The following is a 17,046-nucleotide window of genomic DNA, read 5'->3' on the forward strand; positions in this document are numbered from 1 at the left end:
GAATCGGAACATATTTCCTTATCTGCCGCAGATACTGGCGCAATACCAGAACAAAATTCTATATACTGATGCAGAACCGAGGGTATGGCATGAAACATTTTCCGATCTTTCTGGCCACAGAGGGTCAGCGCATCGTCCTGTCGGGCGGCGGCGAGGCCGCGTTGGCCAAGCTGCGTCTTCTGCTGAAAACCGAAGCGGCGCTGACGGTCCACGCCCCCGCCCCCGCGCGCGAGATCGTGGAATGGGCGGCGGGCGGGCGTCTGACCCTGATCGAGCGCGCGGTGCAAGCGGGCGACCTCGACGGCGCATTGCTGTTTTATGCCGCCGACGAGGACGCGACGGAGGATGCGCGCACGGCCGCCATCGCGCGGGCCGAAGGGGCGCTGGTCAACATCGTCGACAACCTGTCCGACAGCGGCTTCATCACCCCGGCCATCGTGGACCGCGACCCGGTGACCATCGCCATCGGCACCGAAGGCGCCGCGCCGGTGCTGGCCCGCGCGATCAAGGCCGATCTGGAAGCGCGGCTGTCGCCGGTGCTGGGCCGGCTGGCGCGAATCGGCAAGGCGTTCCGTCACAAGGCGGAAGCGCTGCCGTTCGGCCGCACGAGGCGCAACTTCTGGCGCGACTATTATTTTTCCGATGGCCCCGAAGCCTTCGACAGCGGCGGAGAAGACGCCGCCCGCGTCGCGCTGGACGACATCCTGGCGCGGCATCTGAACGGCCCTGACCGCGAGGGCCGTGTCGATCTGGTCGGCGCAGGCCCCGGCGATCCCGAGCTTCTGACGCTGAAGGCGCGCCGGGCGCTGGACCGCGCCGATGTGGTGATCCACGACCGGCTGGTTTCGCCAGAGATCCTCGAACTCGCCCGCAGGGAAGCCGTGCTGGTCAGCGTCGGCAAGCAGGGCTTCGGCCCCTCTGTCGCGCAGGATGACATCAACGCGGCGATGGTCGGACACGCCGGCAAGGGCGCCCATGTGGTGCGGCTGAAAGGCGGCGATCCGACCGTCTTCGGTCGGCTCGACGAGGAGATCGAGGCATTGGATGCCGCGGGCATCCCCTGGCGCATCGTGCCCGGCATAACCGCGGCCTCCGCCGCGGTGGCGGGCATCGGCCAGTCGCTGACCAGGCGTCGGCGCAACGGCTCCGTCCGCTTTCTGACGGGTCACGACATGAAAGGCTTTGCCGAACATGACTGGCGCGCGCTCGCCCGCGAGGGAGAGGTCGCGGCGATCTACATGGGCAGGACAGCCGCGCGTTTCATCCAGGGTCGGCTGATGATGCACGGGGCCGCCCCCGACACGCCGGTTTCGGTGATCGAGAACGCATCGCGTCCCGATCAGCGGGTGATCGACACCTGCCTGTCACGTCTGAGCGATACACTCGACGCAGCCGGTCTGACCGGCCCCGCCCTTACGTTATACGGGCTCGCCCCGCGCCACGGCCGCGCCGAGGCCGCCCGCCCCTTGCAGGAGATCGCGCTATGAGCCGTTCGTTCACCCCCAAAGTCGTCACCGCCAACGCCCTGATCGAGGGTGACGTGATCTATCTGACCGCCGATGACCGCTGGTCCCGCGACCACGCCGAGGCGGAGCTGATCACCGACGAGGCGCACGCCCAGATCCGGCTGCTCGATGCCAACCGGCAATCGGGCCATGTCGTGGGGGCCTATCTTGCAGACGCCAAGGCAGGCCCCGACGGCCCCGAGCCCGTGCATTTCAGAGAGGCGTTCCGCACGCGCGGCCCCTCGAACTATCCGCACGGCAAACAGCAGAAAGACCAAGGGCTGCGCGCCTGAGGATGCACCGCCGGCTGCGCGCCGGCCGGAAGGAGTGAGCGCATGTACACCTACAGCGAATTCGACAGGGCCTTCGTAGCCGAGCGCAACCGGCAGTTCCGCGCCCAGGTGGAACGCCGCATCGACGGCAGCCTGACGGAGGATGAGTTCAAGCCGCTGCGCCTGATGAACGGCGTCTACCTGCAGCTGCACGCCTACATGCTGCGGGTCGCCATCCCCTACGGTACGCTCGATTCCGCCAAGATGCGCCAGCTGGCCCTGCTGGCCGAGAAATGGGACAAGGGCTACGGCCATTTCACCACCCGCCAGAACATCCAGTACAACTGGCCCAAGCTGCGCGACATCCCCGACATGCTGGACGCGCTGGGCGAGGTCGGCATGCACGCCATCCAGACCTCGGGCAACACGATCCGCAACGTCACCGCCGACCATTTCGCCGGCGCCGCCGCCGATGAGGTCGCCGACCCGCGCCCGGTGGCCGAGCTGCTGCGCCAGTGGTCGACAGACCATCCCGAGTTCCAGTTCCTGCCGCGCAAGTTCAAGATCGCCGTCATCGGCGCAAAGGACGACCGCGCCGTGATCCGCAGCCATGACATCGGCTTGCGCATCCTGCGCAACGAGGCGGGCGAGGAAGGCTTCCAGGTCTTCGTCGGCGGCGGGCTCGGCCGCACGCCGATGGTCGCGCAGGAGCTGCGGGGCTTCCTGCCCAAGGCCGACCTGCTGCCCTATTGCGAGGCGATCGTCAGCACCTACAACCTGCTGGGACGGCGCGACAACAAGTACAAGGCGCGCATCAAGATCACCGTGCATGAGAACGGCATCGACCGCATCCGCGAGCTGGTGGAGCAGCGCTTTGCCGAGCTGCGCCCCGAGTTCTCGGGCGTCGATCAGGACGTGCTGGCAGGCATCGAGGCGCAGTTCGCGCCGCCCTCGTTCCGTTCCGCACCGCAGGATCCGTACGTGCAGGCCTATGACAGCGATCCGGTCTTCCGCAGCTGGGCCGACACCAACCTTGCCGCGCATCGCGATGTGGAACATGCGATCGTGTCGATCTCGCTGAAAAAGCACGGCGCGACGCCGGGCGATGCAAGCGCCGATCAGATGCGGGTGATGGCCGATCTGGCCGAGCGCTACGGCTATGACGAGCTGCGCATCAGCCACGAGCAGAACGTGATCCTGCCGCATGTGCATAAATCCGACCTGCCCGCCGTTCACGCCGCCTTGCGCGAGGCCGGGCTGGCAACGGCGAACATCGGCCTGATCTCTGACATCATCGCCTGCCCCGGCATGGATTACTGCGCGCTGGCCACCGCGCGATCCATCCCCATCGCGCAGGAGATCGCCGAACGCTTCGAGGAGCTGAAGCTGGAGCATGAGATCGGTCAGCTGAAGATCAAGATCTCGGGCTGCATCAACGCCTGTGGCCATCACCACGTGGGCCACATCGGGATCCTCGGCCTCGACCGCGCGGGGGTGGAAAACTATCAGATCACCCTGGGCGGCGACGGCACCCGGGACACCACCATCGGCGAGCGCGCGGGCCCCGGCTTCGGCGCCGAAGAGGTGCTGCCCGCGATCGAGCGGCTCGTGCAGGCCTATCTCGACCTGCGCGCGGACCCGCAGGAGACGTTCCTGCAGACCTATCGTCGGCTCGGCATGGCGCCCTTCAAGGCGGCGCTCTACCCCGAGGCGCGGGCCAATGCCGCTTGAGGCGCCCCTCGCCCCCGTGGCCGAGCGCGTGGCGGAGCTGAACGCCCGCTACCGCCATCACGGCGCGACCTCGGTGCTGGAGCATGCGCTCGCCGACCCGCAGGTCGGGCGGCTGGCGCTGGTGTCGTCCTTCGGGGCGGAGTCGGTGGTGCTGCTGCATCTGGTGTCGATCTTGGATCGGACCACGCCCGTTCTGTTCATCGACACGGAAATGCTGTTCCCCGAAACGCTGGATTACCAGCGGCAGGTGGCGGCATCGCTGGACCTGACGGACGTGCGCGTCATCCGGGCGCCGCGCGCCGCGCTGGCGGCCGGGGATCCCGACGGGCTGCTGCATCGACGTGACCCCGACGCCTGCTGCGCGCTGCGCAAGACCCGGCCGCTGCACCAGGCGCTTGCCGGATTCGAGGGCTGGATAACCGGCCGCAAGCGGTTTCAGGGCGCGACACGATCAGAGATCCAGTTCTTCGAGAATGAGGATGACCGGCGCATCAAGGTCAACCCGCTGGCCCATTGGGCGCGGCAGGATCTGCAGGACTACATCGTCAACAACCGCCTGCCCCGGCATCCGCTGGTGGCGCGCGGCTACCCATCCATCGGCTGCCGGCCCTGCACATCGCGGGTGGCGGCGGGCGAAGACCCCCGCGCCGGGCGCTGGCGGGGACAGGACAAGGAAGAATGCGGCATCCATTTCGTGAACGGCAAGGCCGTGCGGGGACCGCACCGAGAAGGAGAGACAGCATGAACGTGCGCACGAGCGTGATCGTCACCGACACCGGCTTCCAGCCCGAGCACTGGACGCAGGGCTTTCACACCATGGAAACCCTGCCCGGCCAGGGGCGGGCGGCGGCGGCCGGGCTCGACCTCGGCAATGACGTGGACCCGGAGCGGCTTCGCGGGCGGCTGGACGGCATCGAGCTGATCCGCGTGGCCTTTCCCAGCTCGGCCGACGGGCGCGGGTTCACCATCGCGCGCAGGCTGCGGCTGATGGGCTTTCGCGGTCGGCTGCGCGCGCATGGGCATGTGCTGGCCGATCAATACGCGATGGCCCGGCGCAGCGGCTTCGACGAGGTCGAGATCGCCCCCGAGCTGGCCCGACGCCAGCCCGAGGAGCAGTGGCGCGCGCGGGCGAACTGGCGCGGGCATGACTATCAGTCGCGGCTGCGGGCGTAAGACCCCCCTTTCACACCACACACTCACCGACTAGATAGAGGCCGGGGCGCGATGGTCCCCGTGAATGGCAGATGAATCAGCAAGTTCCAGTGCAACAGGCAACACCGATCAAACCCCAGGCCGCGCCAAAGGCCGCCGCCGTCCCCGACGCGCAGACCGTGACGTCCGTGCGGCACTGGACGGACCGTCTGTTTTCCTTCCGGGTGACGCGGCCGCAGTCGCTGCGCTTTCGCTCGGGCGAATTCGTGATGATCGGCCTGATGGGCGACCCCGATCCCGAAACGGGCCGCCAAAAGCCGCTGCTGCGCGCCTATTCCATCGCCTCGCCCAGCTGGGACGAAGAGCTGGAGTTCTACTCGATCAAGGTGCCCGACGGGCCGCTGACCTCGAAACTTCAATACATCCAGCCGGGCGACAAGCTGATCCTGCGGCCCAAGCCCGTGGGCACGCTGGTGCATGACGCGCTGCTTCCGGGCAAGCGGCTGTGGTTCTTCGCCACCGGCACCGGCATCGCGCCCTTCGCCTCGCTGATGCGCGACCCCGAAACCTATGAGGCCTACGACGAGATCATCATGGCCCATACCTGCCGTGACGTGGCCGAGCTCGACTACGGGCGCGAGCTGATCGCGGGGCTGCGCGACGACCCCCTGATCGGCGAATTCGTGGGCGACAAGCTGCGCTACTATCCCACCACCACGCGCGAAGAGAGCCCGGTGATGGGCCGCATCACCACACGGCTCAGCGACGGCAGCATGTTCCGCGATCTGGAGATTGAGGGCATTTCGCCCGAGACCGACCGCGCGATGGTCTGCGGCTCGATCGGGCTGAACACCGACCTCAAGGAAATTCTGGAGGGCTTCGGCCTGCGCGAGGGCGCGAATTCCGAACCCGCCGAATATGTGGTGGAAAAGGCCTTCGTCGGCTGATTACACGCTTTCGCGCGGAGGCCGCGGGCGGCGCTTCGGGCGCGGGCGCCAACCTTCCGGCGCGGCAATTGACCTTTCGCGTCTTTGCACTCTCTCAAACGGCAGGCAAGGCATGGGCCACGTCGTCCTGCGCGGCGGTGTCCCGGCAGGACGCGAAAAGGAACGGGTTGCGATGAACGACTGCATTATCGTGGGTGCGGGGCCCGCCGGGCTGACGGCGGGCATCTACATGGGCCGCTTTCTGCGCCGCGCCCTCATCCTGGACGGCGGCAAGCCGCGCGCGGCCTTCATTCCGCGCACCCGCAACCTGGCGGGGTTTCCGCAAGGGATCACCGGGCCGGACCTGCTGGCGCGGATGCGCGAACAGGCGACCGCCCATGGCGTGGAGCTTCGCGCCGAGTTCGCGCAAGAGATACAGCGCTGCGACGGCGGATTTCGTGTCGTCACGGAATCGGGCGACCATCTGGGTCGCACCCTGGTGCTGGCCACCGGCGTCACAAATCACCCGCCCCGCATGGATATCGCCGAGCATGACGCCGCCGTCGCGCGCGGCCTGATCCGCTATTGCCCGATATGCGACGCCTTCGAGGTGCAGAAATGCCGCGTCGCCGTGCTGGGTACCGGGGCGCATGGCGTGGCCGAGGCGGTTTTCCTGCGCCGCTATTCCGCCGATGTCACGCTGGTGCGCCCCGATGCGACGGGGTTGAACGACGCAGACCGGCGCAGGCTGGAGGCCGCCGGGATTTCCCTGCTGCCGTCGCACATGCAGGCGCTGAACATCGACGGCGACAAGATCGCGGTGACCGACGCCGAGGGCGGCCGGACGCGGTTCGACACGCTCTACACCGCGCTGGGAACGACCGCGAACGCCACGCTGGCGCGCCAGATGGAAATGCGATGCGGTGCGGACGACTGCATCGAGGTGGATGCCCATTTCCAGACCTCCGTGGACGGGGCCTACGCCATCGGCGACGTGATCACGGGCCTCGACCAGATTTCCTTTGCCATGGGCCAGGCATCGGTGGTGGCAACGGCGATCCACAACCGGCTGGACGGCTGAGCGGCGGCTGCGCGCCCCTCAGGGGCGCAACGCCATGCGCAGGCGCGGCAGCACGTCGCGCAGCGTTTCCGGATCGTCCACCGCCGCCTCAAGCGAGACCCGCAGCGCCGTCTTGTCCACATCGGACAGATCGGAGTTTTCCAGAAGCACCAGGGCCCGGTCCAGATCGAAGCCCTCGACCGTCAGCACGCTGAAGCGATCCGGCGCGACCTTGGCGTTGCTGTCGACGTTGAGGGTCGACCCGGTGGCGGACGCCGCGCCATCCGCGCGGCCGTCGCGCACTGCGGCATTGTCGACGCCTGAACCGGAGCCTGAATTGGAGCCCGTGCCAAGGCCCGTGCCAAGGCCCGTATCGGCGGCGGTGTCGGTGGTCATGCCGGTCGCAGCGGGGGCAGAGCTTGCGCCGGTCGTCCCGCCCGTTCCGTCCCCTTTGGCGGTGGCGCGCGTGCCCGCGGCATCACCGTTCATCGTGGCATCACCGGTGGCGGAAACGTCGCCGGACCGCAGCGAATCGCGCAGCTGATCGGCGGTCTGGCTGGCGGCTTCCTCGGCGGCCAGACCAAGATCGCGCGCGGCGCCCCGAACCTCGTCGACGGCATTGCGCACCGCGTTCTTCATCCCGACGCCCGGCACCTTGGTGGCGTTCTCCAGATCCTGAACCGCCTTGTCGACCGACGATTTCGCCTTCTCGACCTCCTGGGCCGGGGTGGTCGCCTCACCGACGACGGGCGGCGGCGCCTGCATCGACCCGTCCATGCTGTCCGAGGGGGTGCGCCCGTCGAAATTTCCGTTCGGTGCCGCGAGATCCTGAGCGGAATTGTCGATCGCGCTGTCGTTTTCGGACGATTTGTCGACCATCGGCACGGTCTGGGGAACCGAATTCATCACGATCAGCGCAAGCAGCCCCATCACCGCGATAACCGCGATAATCACCTTGTTGCTCATTTTTCGGTCCTTCCGACTTACTGTGCCTTGCTCTGGCATCTAGGTCTCGCCCCATACAAAAGCAACATCGCCCCCGGTTTGCGGCAAATAACGCGATTTTAGCCGCTAAAAGCGGTTGAAGACCGCGGTCGGCGCGTCTAATTTCCTGTCATTCGGTACAAACGACAAAAGGAACCGCGCTATAGCCCGCAGACCCCATAACGCACCCCCGGTGCGTGATACCGGCCCCCGCGTAAACGAACGCATCCGGGCCCCTGAAATCCGGCTCATCGGAGCCGAAGGTGAAAACGTGGGTGTTGTATCGCCCGCGCGGGCAATGGTTCTTGCGGAAGAAGCCGGTCTGGATCTGGTCGAAATTTCGCCCAACGCCTCGCCGCCCGTCTGCAAGATCATGGATTTCGGCAAGTTCAAATACGAACAGCAGAAACGCGAATCCGAAGCCCGCAAGAAGCAGAAGATCATCGAGGTGAAAGAGGTCAAATTCCGGCCCAACACCGATGTGCACGATTACGACGTCAAAATGCGCAACGTCTTCAAGTTTCTTGAAAACGGCGACAAGGTGAAGGTCACGCTGCGGTTTCGCGGCCGTGAGATGGCGCACCAGAATCTGGGACGCGAGCTGCTGGAACGCGTGGCCGACGACACCAAGGAGGTCGGCAAGGTCGAAAACATGCCCAAGATGGAAGGCCGCCGGATGATCATGATGATCGGCCCCGTCACGAAATAGGCCCGACCGGCTGCCGGCGGATCACCGCCTGATCGGAATGGCTCTCCCGAATTGCGCCCCCGGATTGCGACCCCGCAGCCGGGGGCCTTTCATTTCCGGGGGCTTTTTCATGGGCTGCCACGGTCCTCGGCTCACGCGCGGCGGCCGTCCATGCAAGCCCCCCGCGTCTTGCGCCTCAGCCTTCGCGCAGACGGCCGCGCTGCGGGATTTCCTTGAGCAGCCCGCCGATGGCCATGCCCGCGATGTCGTCATCGCTTACCGTGATTCCCGCGGCGACGCGCGCCAGCACGTAATCCGCGCCGTTCAACGCGGGCGAACGCGCGCAGCCGGGCAGCCCGATAACCGGACGGCCCGACAAATCACCCAGAAACAGCAGATTGCCCGGGTCGACCGGCATGCCGAAGCGCGTCAGCGTTCCGCCCGCCTGGCGCAGCCCCTCGGGCGCGACATCATGGGCGTCGGATGTGGCCGAGGCGGTCAGGATCAGGATCAGATCCGCCGCCGTCTCCGCGCCCGGCGGGTCCTGCTCCGGGCGGACCTGCCGGAGCGCCCCGGCGATCGCGGACGCGTCATGCGCGACCCGCCGGACGCCGACCAGATCCATGCCCAATGCCTCGACCCGCGCCGCGATGGCGCGCAGGGCGCGGTCATCCGATGCCGCCTGCGCGCCCGCGGCGGCCCCGTCCGGGGCAGCCGAGGCGGGCGCTTGCCCGGCCTCATGCGGCACCGACAGTTCGGTGACGATCAGCGCGGCGCTGCGCAGCCTGGTGGGGCACAGGTGCAGCGCCGCGGCGCCCACGGCGCAGGCCCGCTCGACAGCTTCGGCCGCCACACCGTAGGAGATGATCTTGACCGTGCCGATCAGCCCGTCGCGCCGCGTCTGCGCATAGGGCCGCGTGCAGGCGAAGGTGATCATCGAATCGACGCGGTTCAGCGCCCGGATCGCGGCCTCGTCCATCTCGACCACGCCGGGGTCGGTCGCGTAGAGGTTGACCCGTCCGGTCACGGCCTTCGACAGGCGGATCGACGCCGCTTGCGGGTCGGGCACCAACGCGCGCGCGATGCGGCTCGCGGCCTCGTCCTCATGCAGATCGCAGGCGTCGAGCCGCGCCACCACCACCGAGGCGACGCCCTCGGCCCGCAGATCGCGCAGATCCGCGGCATCGAGCCGTCGCCCCTTGCGGATCTTGCGTGTCGCAAGCGTCAGCGAATGCGCCAGGATCGCGCCCTCGGCCCGCGCCAGAGGCTGATCCCCGAATTTCATCCCTTGCGCCTCAGCACGGCGACGATCTGCGCCAGGATGGACACGGCGATCTCGGCCGGCGATGCCGCCCCGATATCGAGCCCCACGGGCGCATGAATGCGCTCGATCTCGGCGTCGGTCCGCCCCGCCTCCTTCATGCGCGCCACCCGCTTGGCGTGGGTGCGCGTCGACCCCAGGCAGCCCAGGTAGAAGGCCGGTGTGTCCAGCGTCGCGAGGATCGCGGGATCGTCAAGCTTGGGGTCGTGGGTCAGCGTCACCACCGCCGTCCGGTGATCGGGGCGCAGCGCCCGCACCGCGTCGTCGGGCCAGTCATGGATCAGCGTCTCGCCGGGAAAGCGCGCGGCGGAGCCGAAGGCCTCCCTCGGGTCGATCAGCCGGGGCGCGAACCCCGTCAACCGGGCCATCTGGATCAGCGGCTGCGCAATATGCACCGCCCCCACCACGATCAACTTGAGCGGCGGGTTCTGCACGGCGACGAACCAGTCGCCCTCGAACCCGGATTTGTCGCTGCGAAACCGTGCCTCGACAGCGTCGGCCGATGGCCCGGCCTGTGTAGCGCCCTGCGCAACGTCCGGCGCGGCCGCGCCGGATCCCCGGCCCTTGCTGTCGGTCAGCTGGCGATCCCAGGTGCTCAGGTTCACCAGATAGGCGAACGCGCGGCCCTCCGCGCGGCGCGCCACGATCCGCGCCAGCAGATCGGCCGACAAGGCCCTGCCGACCGGCTCCACCAATATGCGGATCGTCCCGCCGCAGGCCAGCCCCACGGCAAAGGCCGCATCGTCGCTGACGCCGAATTCCAGCACCCTGGGGGCGCCATCCTCGATCGCCTCGAGCGCTTCGGCCACGACGGCGCCTTCGACACAGCCCCCCGACACGCTGCCCGACATCTCGGAGGCGCCGTTTATCGCCAGCTGAGAGCCAACCGGGCGCGGCGCGGACCCCCAAGTCTGCACCACCGTCGCGAGGGCAGCGCCCTGCCCCGCCTCATGCCATGCGAGGGCCTGTTCGGGGATTTGCTCGAATGTCGCTGTCATGGAGCCTCCTGCGGTGACCCTAGGACCGTCGCGGGGGGGATCGCAAGCCACACAATCGCGGGCTCACGCGAAAACCGCCGCGCCCCGGCGGGGGCACGGCGGCCATCGGCACTCATTGCGGCGGCCCGCGCCACAAGGGCGGCGCGGGTCCTGGTCACAGGCGCGATCAGTTCAACGAAGCGCTGCGCAGAAGCGGCGTGATCCGGCGCACGGTCGCGCGGCGGTTCGCGCGCTCCGCCGTCTGGGTCGGCACCTTCAGATCCGATTCGCCATACCCCTGGACCACCAGGTTTTCCGGCGGAATGTCGAAATATTCCGTCAGGGCAAGCGCCACGGATTCCGCACGGCGGTCCGACAGGGCCAGGTTGTAGCCCGCACCGCCCACGGCGTCGGTGTGACCCTCGACCAGGAAGACCTCCTTCGGGTTGTCCTTGATCAGCCCTTCCATCACGCGGCCGAGCTTGTTCAGCTCATCCGCCTGACTGGGGGTGATCGCCGAGGATGCGGTCGCGAAGGTGATCGCGTCCAGATCGACCGCGGGCGCCATCAGGCGCACCTGGTTGATGTCGCGCACCTGACGCAGCGAAAACGTCCGGTTCGCCTGGGTCTTGCGTTCCAGCGCACGGCGCAGGTCGGCCTCATCGGCGGTGGAGACATCCGTGGCGGCGAACTGCTGGCGCGTGACCGTCGGCAGATCCGAAACCTTGACCGGCTCTACCGTCGTGGTGTCGTCGAACAGCACGATGCGATCGCCGTCGGGCGTGACGCGGACCCGCTGCAACACGCGCAGATCGGCATCGCGGATCGTCACGATCTTGGAGCCGTCGTCGCGCAGCACCGTCTGGCGGGTGGACCCGTCAGAAAAGGTTTCGGTCTGGATCTCGTTGCCAGGGCGGCGCAGCAGGGCGTTGTCGTCCTTCAGCACACGCAGCGTGTCGCCCCGTTCGACCACGACCCGGTCGCCCGAATTCGACAACACCCGCGAACCGTTCGAGAGCAGCGCACCGACCGCAAGTCCGCCCAGGCCGACCAGAAGGCCCTTCTCGACGTCCGAGAGGCCGCTGTCGTTGTTGTCCGATGCGGACTGCGCGTTGGCGTTGGCCTGCGTGTTCGCGCTCCCCTGCGCCTGGGTCGACGCAGCCGTGTTGGGATCGGTCGCGGTGGTATCGGCGGTGGATTGATCCGTGGTCGCCACGGCGGTGGAGAAATCCTCGCTGCTGGTGCGGGTATTGTCCTGCGTGACCTCTTCGGTCGTGACCTTCACATCCTGGGTGTCGGCGGCGGCGCCATCTGCGGCGGCGGCGGCAGCGGCGGCCACGGGGGCGTTGGCCTCTGCTATGGCTTCCGCGTCAGGCGCGGGCAGCGGCGCGGCGGCGTCGGCCGACTGGTCGGCGGTCGCCGTGGCGCCGGTCTGCGTGGTCGCCGTGCCCGTGTCGGCACCCTGATCGCCGGTCGCGGTGGTCGTGTCGCTTGCCGAACCATCGGCGGTGGCCTGCGCGCCGGTGGCGGCAGTCGCGTCGCCCGATGCGGCAGCGGTGGACTCGGTCGTGGAGTCGGGCGCCGTGGTGTTCGAAGTCGCGGGATCGCTGGCCGCGGCGCTGGTGTCGGTCTGGGCGCCGGTGTCGGCGGATGTGCTGCCCGAGGCGCTGCCCGACGCGCTGGACGTGGTCTGCGTATCCGATGTGGTCGTCGCGGAAGACTGGGCAGCCGTCTCGCCCGCGCCTGCACTGGCGGCGGGGGCGGTTTCGTTCGTCGCGCTGCCGGACTGGGCGTTCATGGTGTCCGTCGAGGTGGTCGTGGCGGAATCGCTTGCGGTGTTTTCCTGCAACGCCGGGGCGGCGGTGTCATTCGCGCCCGTCGAGGATGTGCCTGTCGAAGTCGCGGTGGCGTCGGCGCCGGACTGAGCGCCGGAAGATGCCGTGCCATCGGTCGATGCAGCGGTACCCGCGGTGGCATCGGCACCCGCGTCATTGCCCGCGGCCGCCGCTTCGGCGTTCGGCATGGCATCAACGGGCGCGGCCGCGTCGGCTTCGGGGGAGACGGCGGTTTCAGCGGCTGCGGCATCGGCGTTTACCGCATCGACGCAATCCGCGGGAACGGGTGCGGGCACCGGGGTGGCGTCGGCTTCGGCGGTTTCGCCCGTTGCGGCGGCATCGGCATTCGTATCGGCGCCCGTATCAGCGCCAGCATCGGCGCCCGTATCAGCGCCAGCATCAGCGCCCGAGCCATCGGTGGCGCGGAATTCCGCGCAAGGATCGGCCGCGTCCGCGGCGGCCGGAGCGGTCTGGGCCGTATCCGCGCCTGTCGCGCCTGTCACCGTGGCGGTTTGCGCCAACAGCGGGTTGGTCAACAGCGAAAGGCTGGCCACCAGGGCAGTCGTTGTTTTCATCGAGGTTCGCACGGGGTTTCCTCCTGCGGTGTGTGAGTCTTCGCCGCTCAACGCGGCGGCCATCTCCCCTGTTCCCCGGACGTTCATGCAATTTCACGTCGTGCCACGCATGAGCGCCATCAACCTGCGCTTTTCTCCTCCGTCTTCCTTGCGGCCAAGGGCTTCGGCCAGATCCTCTATCGAGGCGATGTTATGTCCCGCGCGCAGGCTGTCGACCCTGGGCAGCATCTGCCGGATGCCCTGCGCCCTGGGCGCGAAGCCCTCCCAGCGCAGCAACGGGTTCAGCCAGATCAGCCGGCGCGCGGACAGATGCAGCCGCTCCATCTCGCGGCCCAGCCGCACGGGGTCGTCGCGGTCGAGCCCGTCGGTGATCAAAAGCACCACCGCACCCTGCCCCAGAACGCGCCGCGACCAGTCGCGGTTGAAGCTGTGCAGGCATTCCCCGATCCGGGTGCCGCCTTCCCAGTCTTGCGCTTCCCGGCCCGCCGCGCGCAGCGCCGCGTCCACATCGCGCTGGTTCAGATGCCGGGTGATGTTGGTCAGCCGCGTGCCGAAGGTGAATGCATGCACCCGTGCCCAGCCCGCCCCCCTGTTGTTCGACACCGCATGCAGGAAATGCAGCGCCACGCGCGAATATTGCGACATCGAGCCGGAAATGTCGCAGATCACCACGAGGTTCGGCCAGCGCTGGCGGCGCGACTTGCGCCGAAACTCCTGCACGTCACCGCCGCGCCGCATCGCCGCGCGCATCGTCGCGCGCCAATCGGGGCTGTGCCCCGCGCGGTCGGCGCGGCTGCGCCGCGAGACCAGCGGCGGGACGGGCAGCGACAGCTTGGCCAGCATCCGCTTGGCATCGGCCATCTCGGCGGTGCTCATCTGCTCGAAATCGAGGCTGCGCAGCTTTTCCCGGCCGGACATCGTGGCGCTGGCGTCGATCTCCAGGCGCGTCTCCTCTTGCCGATTTTGCGCAGGCTCTGGCCCGTTGCGATCCGCGCCGTCCAGCAACGCCTCCGCCGCGCGCTTTTCGGCGGCCTGCGCGGCGCGGTCCTCCTGCACGCCGCGCACGGCAGGCGACAGCATCGCGATCATATGTTCCAGATACCGCGGATCGCGCCAATACAGGCGAAAGACCTGCGCGAAGATCAATCGGTGTTCCGGGCGGCTGACGAAGCAGGCGTGCAACGTCCAGTAAAAATCCGATCTCGCGGAGAATCCCGCCGCCTCGACCGCGCGGATCGCGTCGACCACCCGCCCCGGCCCCAGCGGCAGGCCCGCCTTGCGCAGCGCGCGGGCAAAATGGATGATGTTGTGCGACAGTTTCCCGTCTTCGGGGATATCCAGATCGGGCAGCGCCACCATCAGACGGAATCCAGAGTTGTCCTGACCTCTTCGAGGAGTCGGCGCGCCTCGCCTCCCTGCACCTTCTGGATATCGTCCTGATATTTCAGAACGGCCCCCAGCGTATCGGCGATCATTTCCGGGCTGAGGTTGATGACATCCAGCGCCAGCAGGCATTTCGCCCAGTCGATGGTTTCCGCCACGCCCGGTTTCTTGAACAGATCCTCGGTGCGCAATTTCTGCACGAAGGACACGACCTCCCTGCTCAGCCGGTCGGCGGCCTCGGGCGCGCGGGCCTGAAGGATCTCGACCTCCCGCTCGAAGCGGGGATAATCGACCCAGTGATACAGGCACCGCCGCTTGAGCGCGTCGTGGACCTCTCTCGTGCGGTTGGAGGTCAGGATCACGATCGGCGGCTCCTGCGCGGCGATGGTGCCAAGCTCGGGGATGGTGACCTGAAAATCGCTCAGCGCCTCCAGCAGGAACGCCTCGAACGGCTCATCGGTGCGGTCGAGCTCATCTATCAGCAGGACGGGCGCGCCGCCGGGCTGCGGCTGCATCGCCTCCAGCAGCGGGCGCGCGATCAGGTACTCCTCGCTGAAGAGTTCCTGCTGCAAGGCGCGGCGGTCGGCGCCGCCTGCCGCCTCCGCGGTACGGATCGCCACCATCTGCGCGGCGAAATTCCATTCGTAGACCGCGCTGGACGCATCCAGCCCCTCATAGCATTGCAGGCGGATCAGGCGGCGGCCCAGCGCGGCGGAAAGGGCCTTGGCGATCTCGGTCTTGCCGACACCGGCCTCGCCCTCCAGAAACAACGGGCGCCCCAGCCGCAGCGCCAGGAACACCACCGTCGCCAGGGCGCGGTCGCAGACATAATCCTGTTCAGCCAGCGTCTGCTGCACGGCCTCGATCGACGAAATATCGCTCACACGGGTTCCTCCCCTTTGCGCCTAGGCTGCATGCGCGCGGCAAAGGGTCAAGACCCCATCCCGCCGCCCGGAAGGCGGGGGACGGGCAGCGGCCGCGGCGATCAGCGTTTGTGCACCACCAGAACCTGATCCTTGCGGTCCTTCTGGTAATGAACCTGATGGATGAAAACGCCGGAAAACTCACCGCGCAGATCGTTGAAATCCGCCGCGACGGCCGGGTCGGAATGGCGGAAATCGCCATGTTTCAGATAGCTCTGGAACAGCTCGGCTGTCTTTGTGACACCGGGCTTTTCATAGGCTTCGGGCTGCCAGCGCAGATCCTCGACAATATAGATGCCGCCCGGTGACAGGCGGGGAAACATCGCCAGAAACGCGTTTTGCTGGTGGTGGGAGGCGTGGCTTGCGTCGTCCAGGATGATGTCGCAGCTGCCGATATCGTCGGCGGCGCGTGAAATCTGTTCGGCATCGTCCATATCGCATCGGTGAAATTCGAAGCGGTCATTCCTGAACCAGCTGAAATCCGACACATCCAGCCCGATGATCCGCGCCTTTGTGAAATACTCCAGCCACATGCGCACCGAAGGCAGATCGGGCGTCTCGCGGTCGGGGTCGTGGCCGTGTTCCGGCCCGCCGACCAGCAGACCCATTTCCAGAAACCGGATCTTGCGCTGCCGGTAGGGGTGGAACAGCAAATGGTAAAGCTCGGTATAGCGGTGCTTGATCGAACCCTTGTCCGAGCCGTATTTATCCGCCAGATCGGTCAGGTTCACCAGTTTCGACGTCGATGGCCTTACCGCCGGAACCGACAGCTTGCGGTCGGATTTCCCTTGCTTGGCAGCGGAGGGCGCGGGTGCCTCCGGCGTCATCTGCTCGATCAACGCGTCCGGCAGCGGTGCCAGTCCGGGGTCGATCTCGTGCTTTTTCAGCAGATCGTCGAGATAGCTGCCCGCAGGGGGAAAGCCGCCGACGCTGGCCAGATAATGTTTCATCCGCCTCCCGTAGAAATGGATCGAGCTGCTGTCCGGGCGCAACATGCCCTCGATCGCCGCATAGCTTTCGGGCTTCATGATCTTGCGCCGGTCCGCGAACCCCATCGGGTAAAGCGCGTGGCGCGGCAGCGCATGGGCGGCCTCTCCGGTCTTGTGCAGGTAGTGGGTGATCGCGTGCGGCCCCCAGACGCCCCACTGCATTTCCGACACATGCACGGGCGTGCCCGCATCCTGCAAGCCGCGCAGCCGGGCGGTCTCGGCCTCGTCGAACCATTCGGGGATGGCATATTCGTCTTCGGTCATTTCCAGCAGTCGGCCCAGCGCGTCGCTGTCGCGCGGCAGGCCCAGCACGCCGCCGTTGATGTTGTGATCGCTTTCCCAGCCGTAGAAGTGGCCGGTCCCGCTGGTGAAGGGGCGCAGGCAATAGGCGTCGGTGTCGGCCCAGATCACCCCCTCGGACTGTTTGAGAAGATGATAGCGGAACACATCGGAAAACAGCGCCAGACTGCCGGTGCGGCCGTGCTGGATGAAATTGTCCATCGACAGGATTTCATTGCCGTCGCGCACCTCGACACCGGCGGGGATGTTGTCGACCTTGCCGTATTGATAAAGTTTCACATGCTGGCCCGCGTCCAGAAAGGATTTGGCGCACAGCTGCTCCACATAGGTCAACGGTCCCTGGACCCAGAGCATCGCAATCTCGTATTCTTTCGCCACTTCGGGGCCTCTCCTTGCCTGCCTCGTTTCAGCCTGCCGACCTGTGC

15 protein-coding genes are annotated in these 17,046 nt (G+C 67.4%); 8 read left to right on the forward strand and 7 right to left on the reverse strand.

Features of this window, described 5'->3' with window-relative positions; genetic code table 11:
* The first annotated feature begins 89 nt into the window (after nt 1-89).
* From cysG to ACU0BR_RS05610, 7 genes are all read left to right on the forward strand, one after another.
* Nucleotides 90-1,487, forward strand: a complete 1,398-nt coding sequence (gene cysG / locus ACU0BR_RS05580) for a siroheme synthase CysG (RefSeq protein ID WP_446155857.1) — start codon at nt 90-92, stop codon at nt 1,485-1,487.
* The gene (locus tag ACU0BR_RS05585) at nt 1,484-1,798 is read left to right on the forward strand and encodes a DUF2849 domain-containing protein (protein WP_446155858.1); all 315 of its coding nucleotides are present in this window, start codon (nt 1,484-1,486) and stop codon (nt 1,796-1,798) included. Before cysG ends, ACU0BR_RS05585 begins: the two co-directional genes overlap by 4 nt.
* A 42-nt stretch (nt 1,799-1,840) precedes the next feature.
* Nucleotides 1,841-3,508 (forward strand): nitrite/sulfite reductase, encoded by a 1,668-nt coding sequence (locus tag ACU0BR_RS05590; protein WP_446155859.1) that lies wholly within the window; start codon nt 1,841-1,843, stop codon nt 3,506-3,508.
* Nucleotides 3,498-4,253, forward strand: a complete 756-nt coding sequence (locus tag ACU0BR_RS05595; RefSeq protein WP_446155860.1) for a phosphoadenylyl-sulfate reductase — start codon at nt 3,498-3,500, stop codon at nt 4,251-4,253. The genes ACU0BR_RS05590 and ACU0BR_RS05595 overlap by 11 nt, the downstream gene beginning before the upstream one ends.
* The gene (locus tag ACU0BR_RS05600) at nt 4,250-4,681 is read left to right on the forward strand and encodes a DUF934 domain-containing protein (protein WP_446155861.1); all 432 of its coding nucleotides are present in this window, start codon (nt 4,250-4,252) and stop codon (nt 4,679-4,681) included. Before ACU0BR_RS05595 ends, ACU0BR_RS05600 begins: the two co-directional genes overlap by 4 nt.
* A gap of 71 nt (nt 4,682-4,752) precedes the next feature.
* Nucleotides 4,753-5,607 (forward strand): ferredoxin--NADP reductase, encoded by an 855-nt coding sequence (locus ACU0BR_RS05605; protein ID WP_446155862.1) that lies wholly within the window; start codon nt 4,753-4,755, stop codon nt 5,605-5,607.
* Nucleotides 5,608-5,779: 172 nt separating this feature from the next.
* Nucleotides 5,780-6,667 carry an NAD(P)/FAD-dependent oxidoreductase gene (locus tag ACU0BR_RS05610; protein ID WP_446155863.1) on the forward strand — a complete coding sequence of 296 codons (888 nt, stop codon included), beginning with the start codon at nt 5,780-5,782 and terminating at the stop codon, nt 6,665-6,667.
* An 18-nt stretch (nt 6,668-6,685) separates the two neighbouring features.
* On the opposite strand, the gene ACU0BR_RS05615 is transcribed toward ACU0BR_RS05610, so the two are convergent.
* On the reverse strand, nt 6,686-7,612 hold the full coding sequence (locus ACU0BR_RS05615) for a hypothetical protein (protein ID WP_446155864.1): 927 nt from the start codon (nt 7,610-7,612) through the stop codon (nt 6,686-6,688).
* Between the two features lie 211 nt (nt 7,613-7,823).
* Here ACU0BR_RS05615 and infC point away from each other — a divergent pair, with 211 nt between their 5' ends.
* Nucleotides 7,824-8,339, forward strand: a complete 516-nt coding sequence (infC, locus tag ACU0BR_RS05620) for a translation initiation factor IF-3 (RefSeq protein WP_446155865.1) — start codon at nt 7,824-7,826, stop codon at nt 8,337-8,339.
* A gap of 175 nt (nt 8,340-8,514) precedes the next feature.
* Here infC and ACU0BR_RS05625 read toward each other — a convergent pair whose 3' ends face one another.
* From ACU0BR_RS05625 to ACU0BR_RS05650, 6 genes are all read right to left on the reverse strand, one after another.
* Nucleotides 8,515-9,603, reverse strand: coding sequence for a molybdopterin-binding protein (locus ACU0BR_RS05625; protein ID WP_446155866.1), 1,089 nt, complete (start codon nt 9,601-9,603; stop codon nt 8,515-8,517).
* Nucleotides 9,600-10,637 carry an XdhC family protein gene (locus ACU0BR_RS05630; RefSeq protein ID WP_446155867.1) on the reverse strand — a complete coding sequence of 346 codons (1,038 nt, stop codon included), beginning with the start codon at nt 10,635-10,637 and terminating at the stop codon, nt 9,600-9,602. Before ACU0BR_RS05630 ends, ACU0BR_RS05625 begins: the two co-directional genes overlap by 4 nt.
* A gap of 166 nt (nt 10,638-10,803) precedes the next feature.
* Nucleotides 10,804-13,026: an OmpA family protein gene (locus ACU0BR_RS05635; RefSeq protein WP_446155868.1), complete on the reverse strand. Its 2,223-nt coding sequence runs from the start codon at nt 13,024-13,026 to the stop codon at nt 10,804-10,806.
* Between the two features lie 93 nt (nt 13,027-13,119).
* Nucleotides 13,120-14,385: a vWA domain-containing protein gene (locus ACU0BR_RS05640; RefSeq protein ID WP_446155869.1), complete on the reverse strand. Its 1,266-nt coding sequence runs from the start codon at nt 14,383-14,385 to the stop codon at nt 13,120-13,122.
* Nucleotides 14,385-15,293 (reverse strand): AAA family ATPase, encoded by a 909-nt coding sequence (locus ACU0BR_RS05645; RefSeq protein ID WP_446155870.1) that lies wholly within the window; start codon nt 15,291-15,293, stop codon nt 14,385-14,387. The genes ACU0BR_RS05640 and ACU0BR_RS05645 overlap by 1 nt, the downstream gene beginning before the upstream one ends.
* 101 nt (nt 15,294-15,394) lie before the next feature.
* Nucleotides 15,395-16,999: a hypothetical protein gene (locus tag ACU0BR_RS05650; RefSeq protein WP_446155871.1), complete on the reverse strand. Its 1,605-nt coding sequence runs from the start codon at nt 16,997-16,999 to the stop codon at nt 15,395-15,397.
* Nucleotides 17,000-17,046: the final 47 nt, after the last annotated feature.

The sequence above is a fragment of the Brevirhabdus sp. genome, assembly GCF_052826345.1.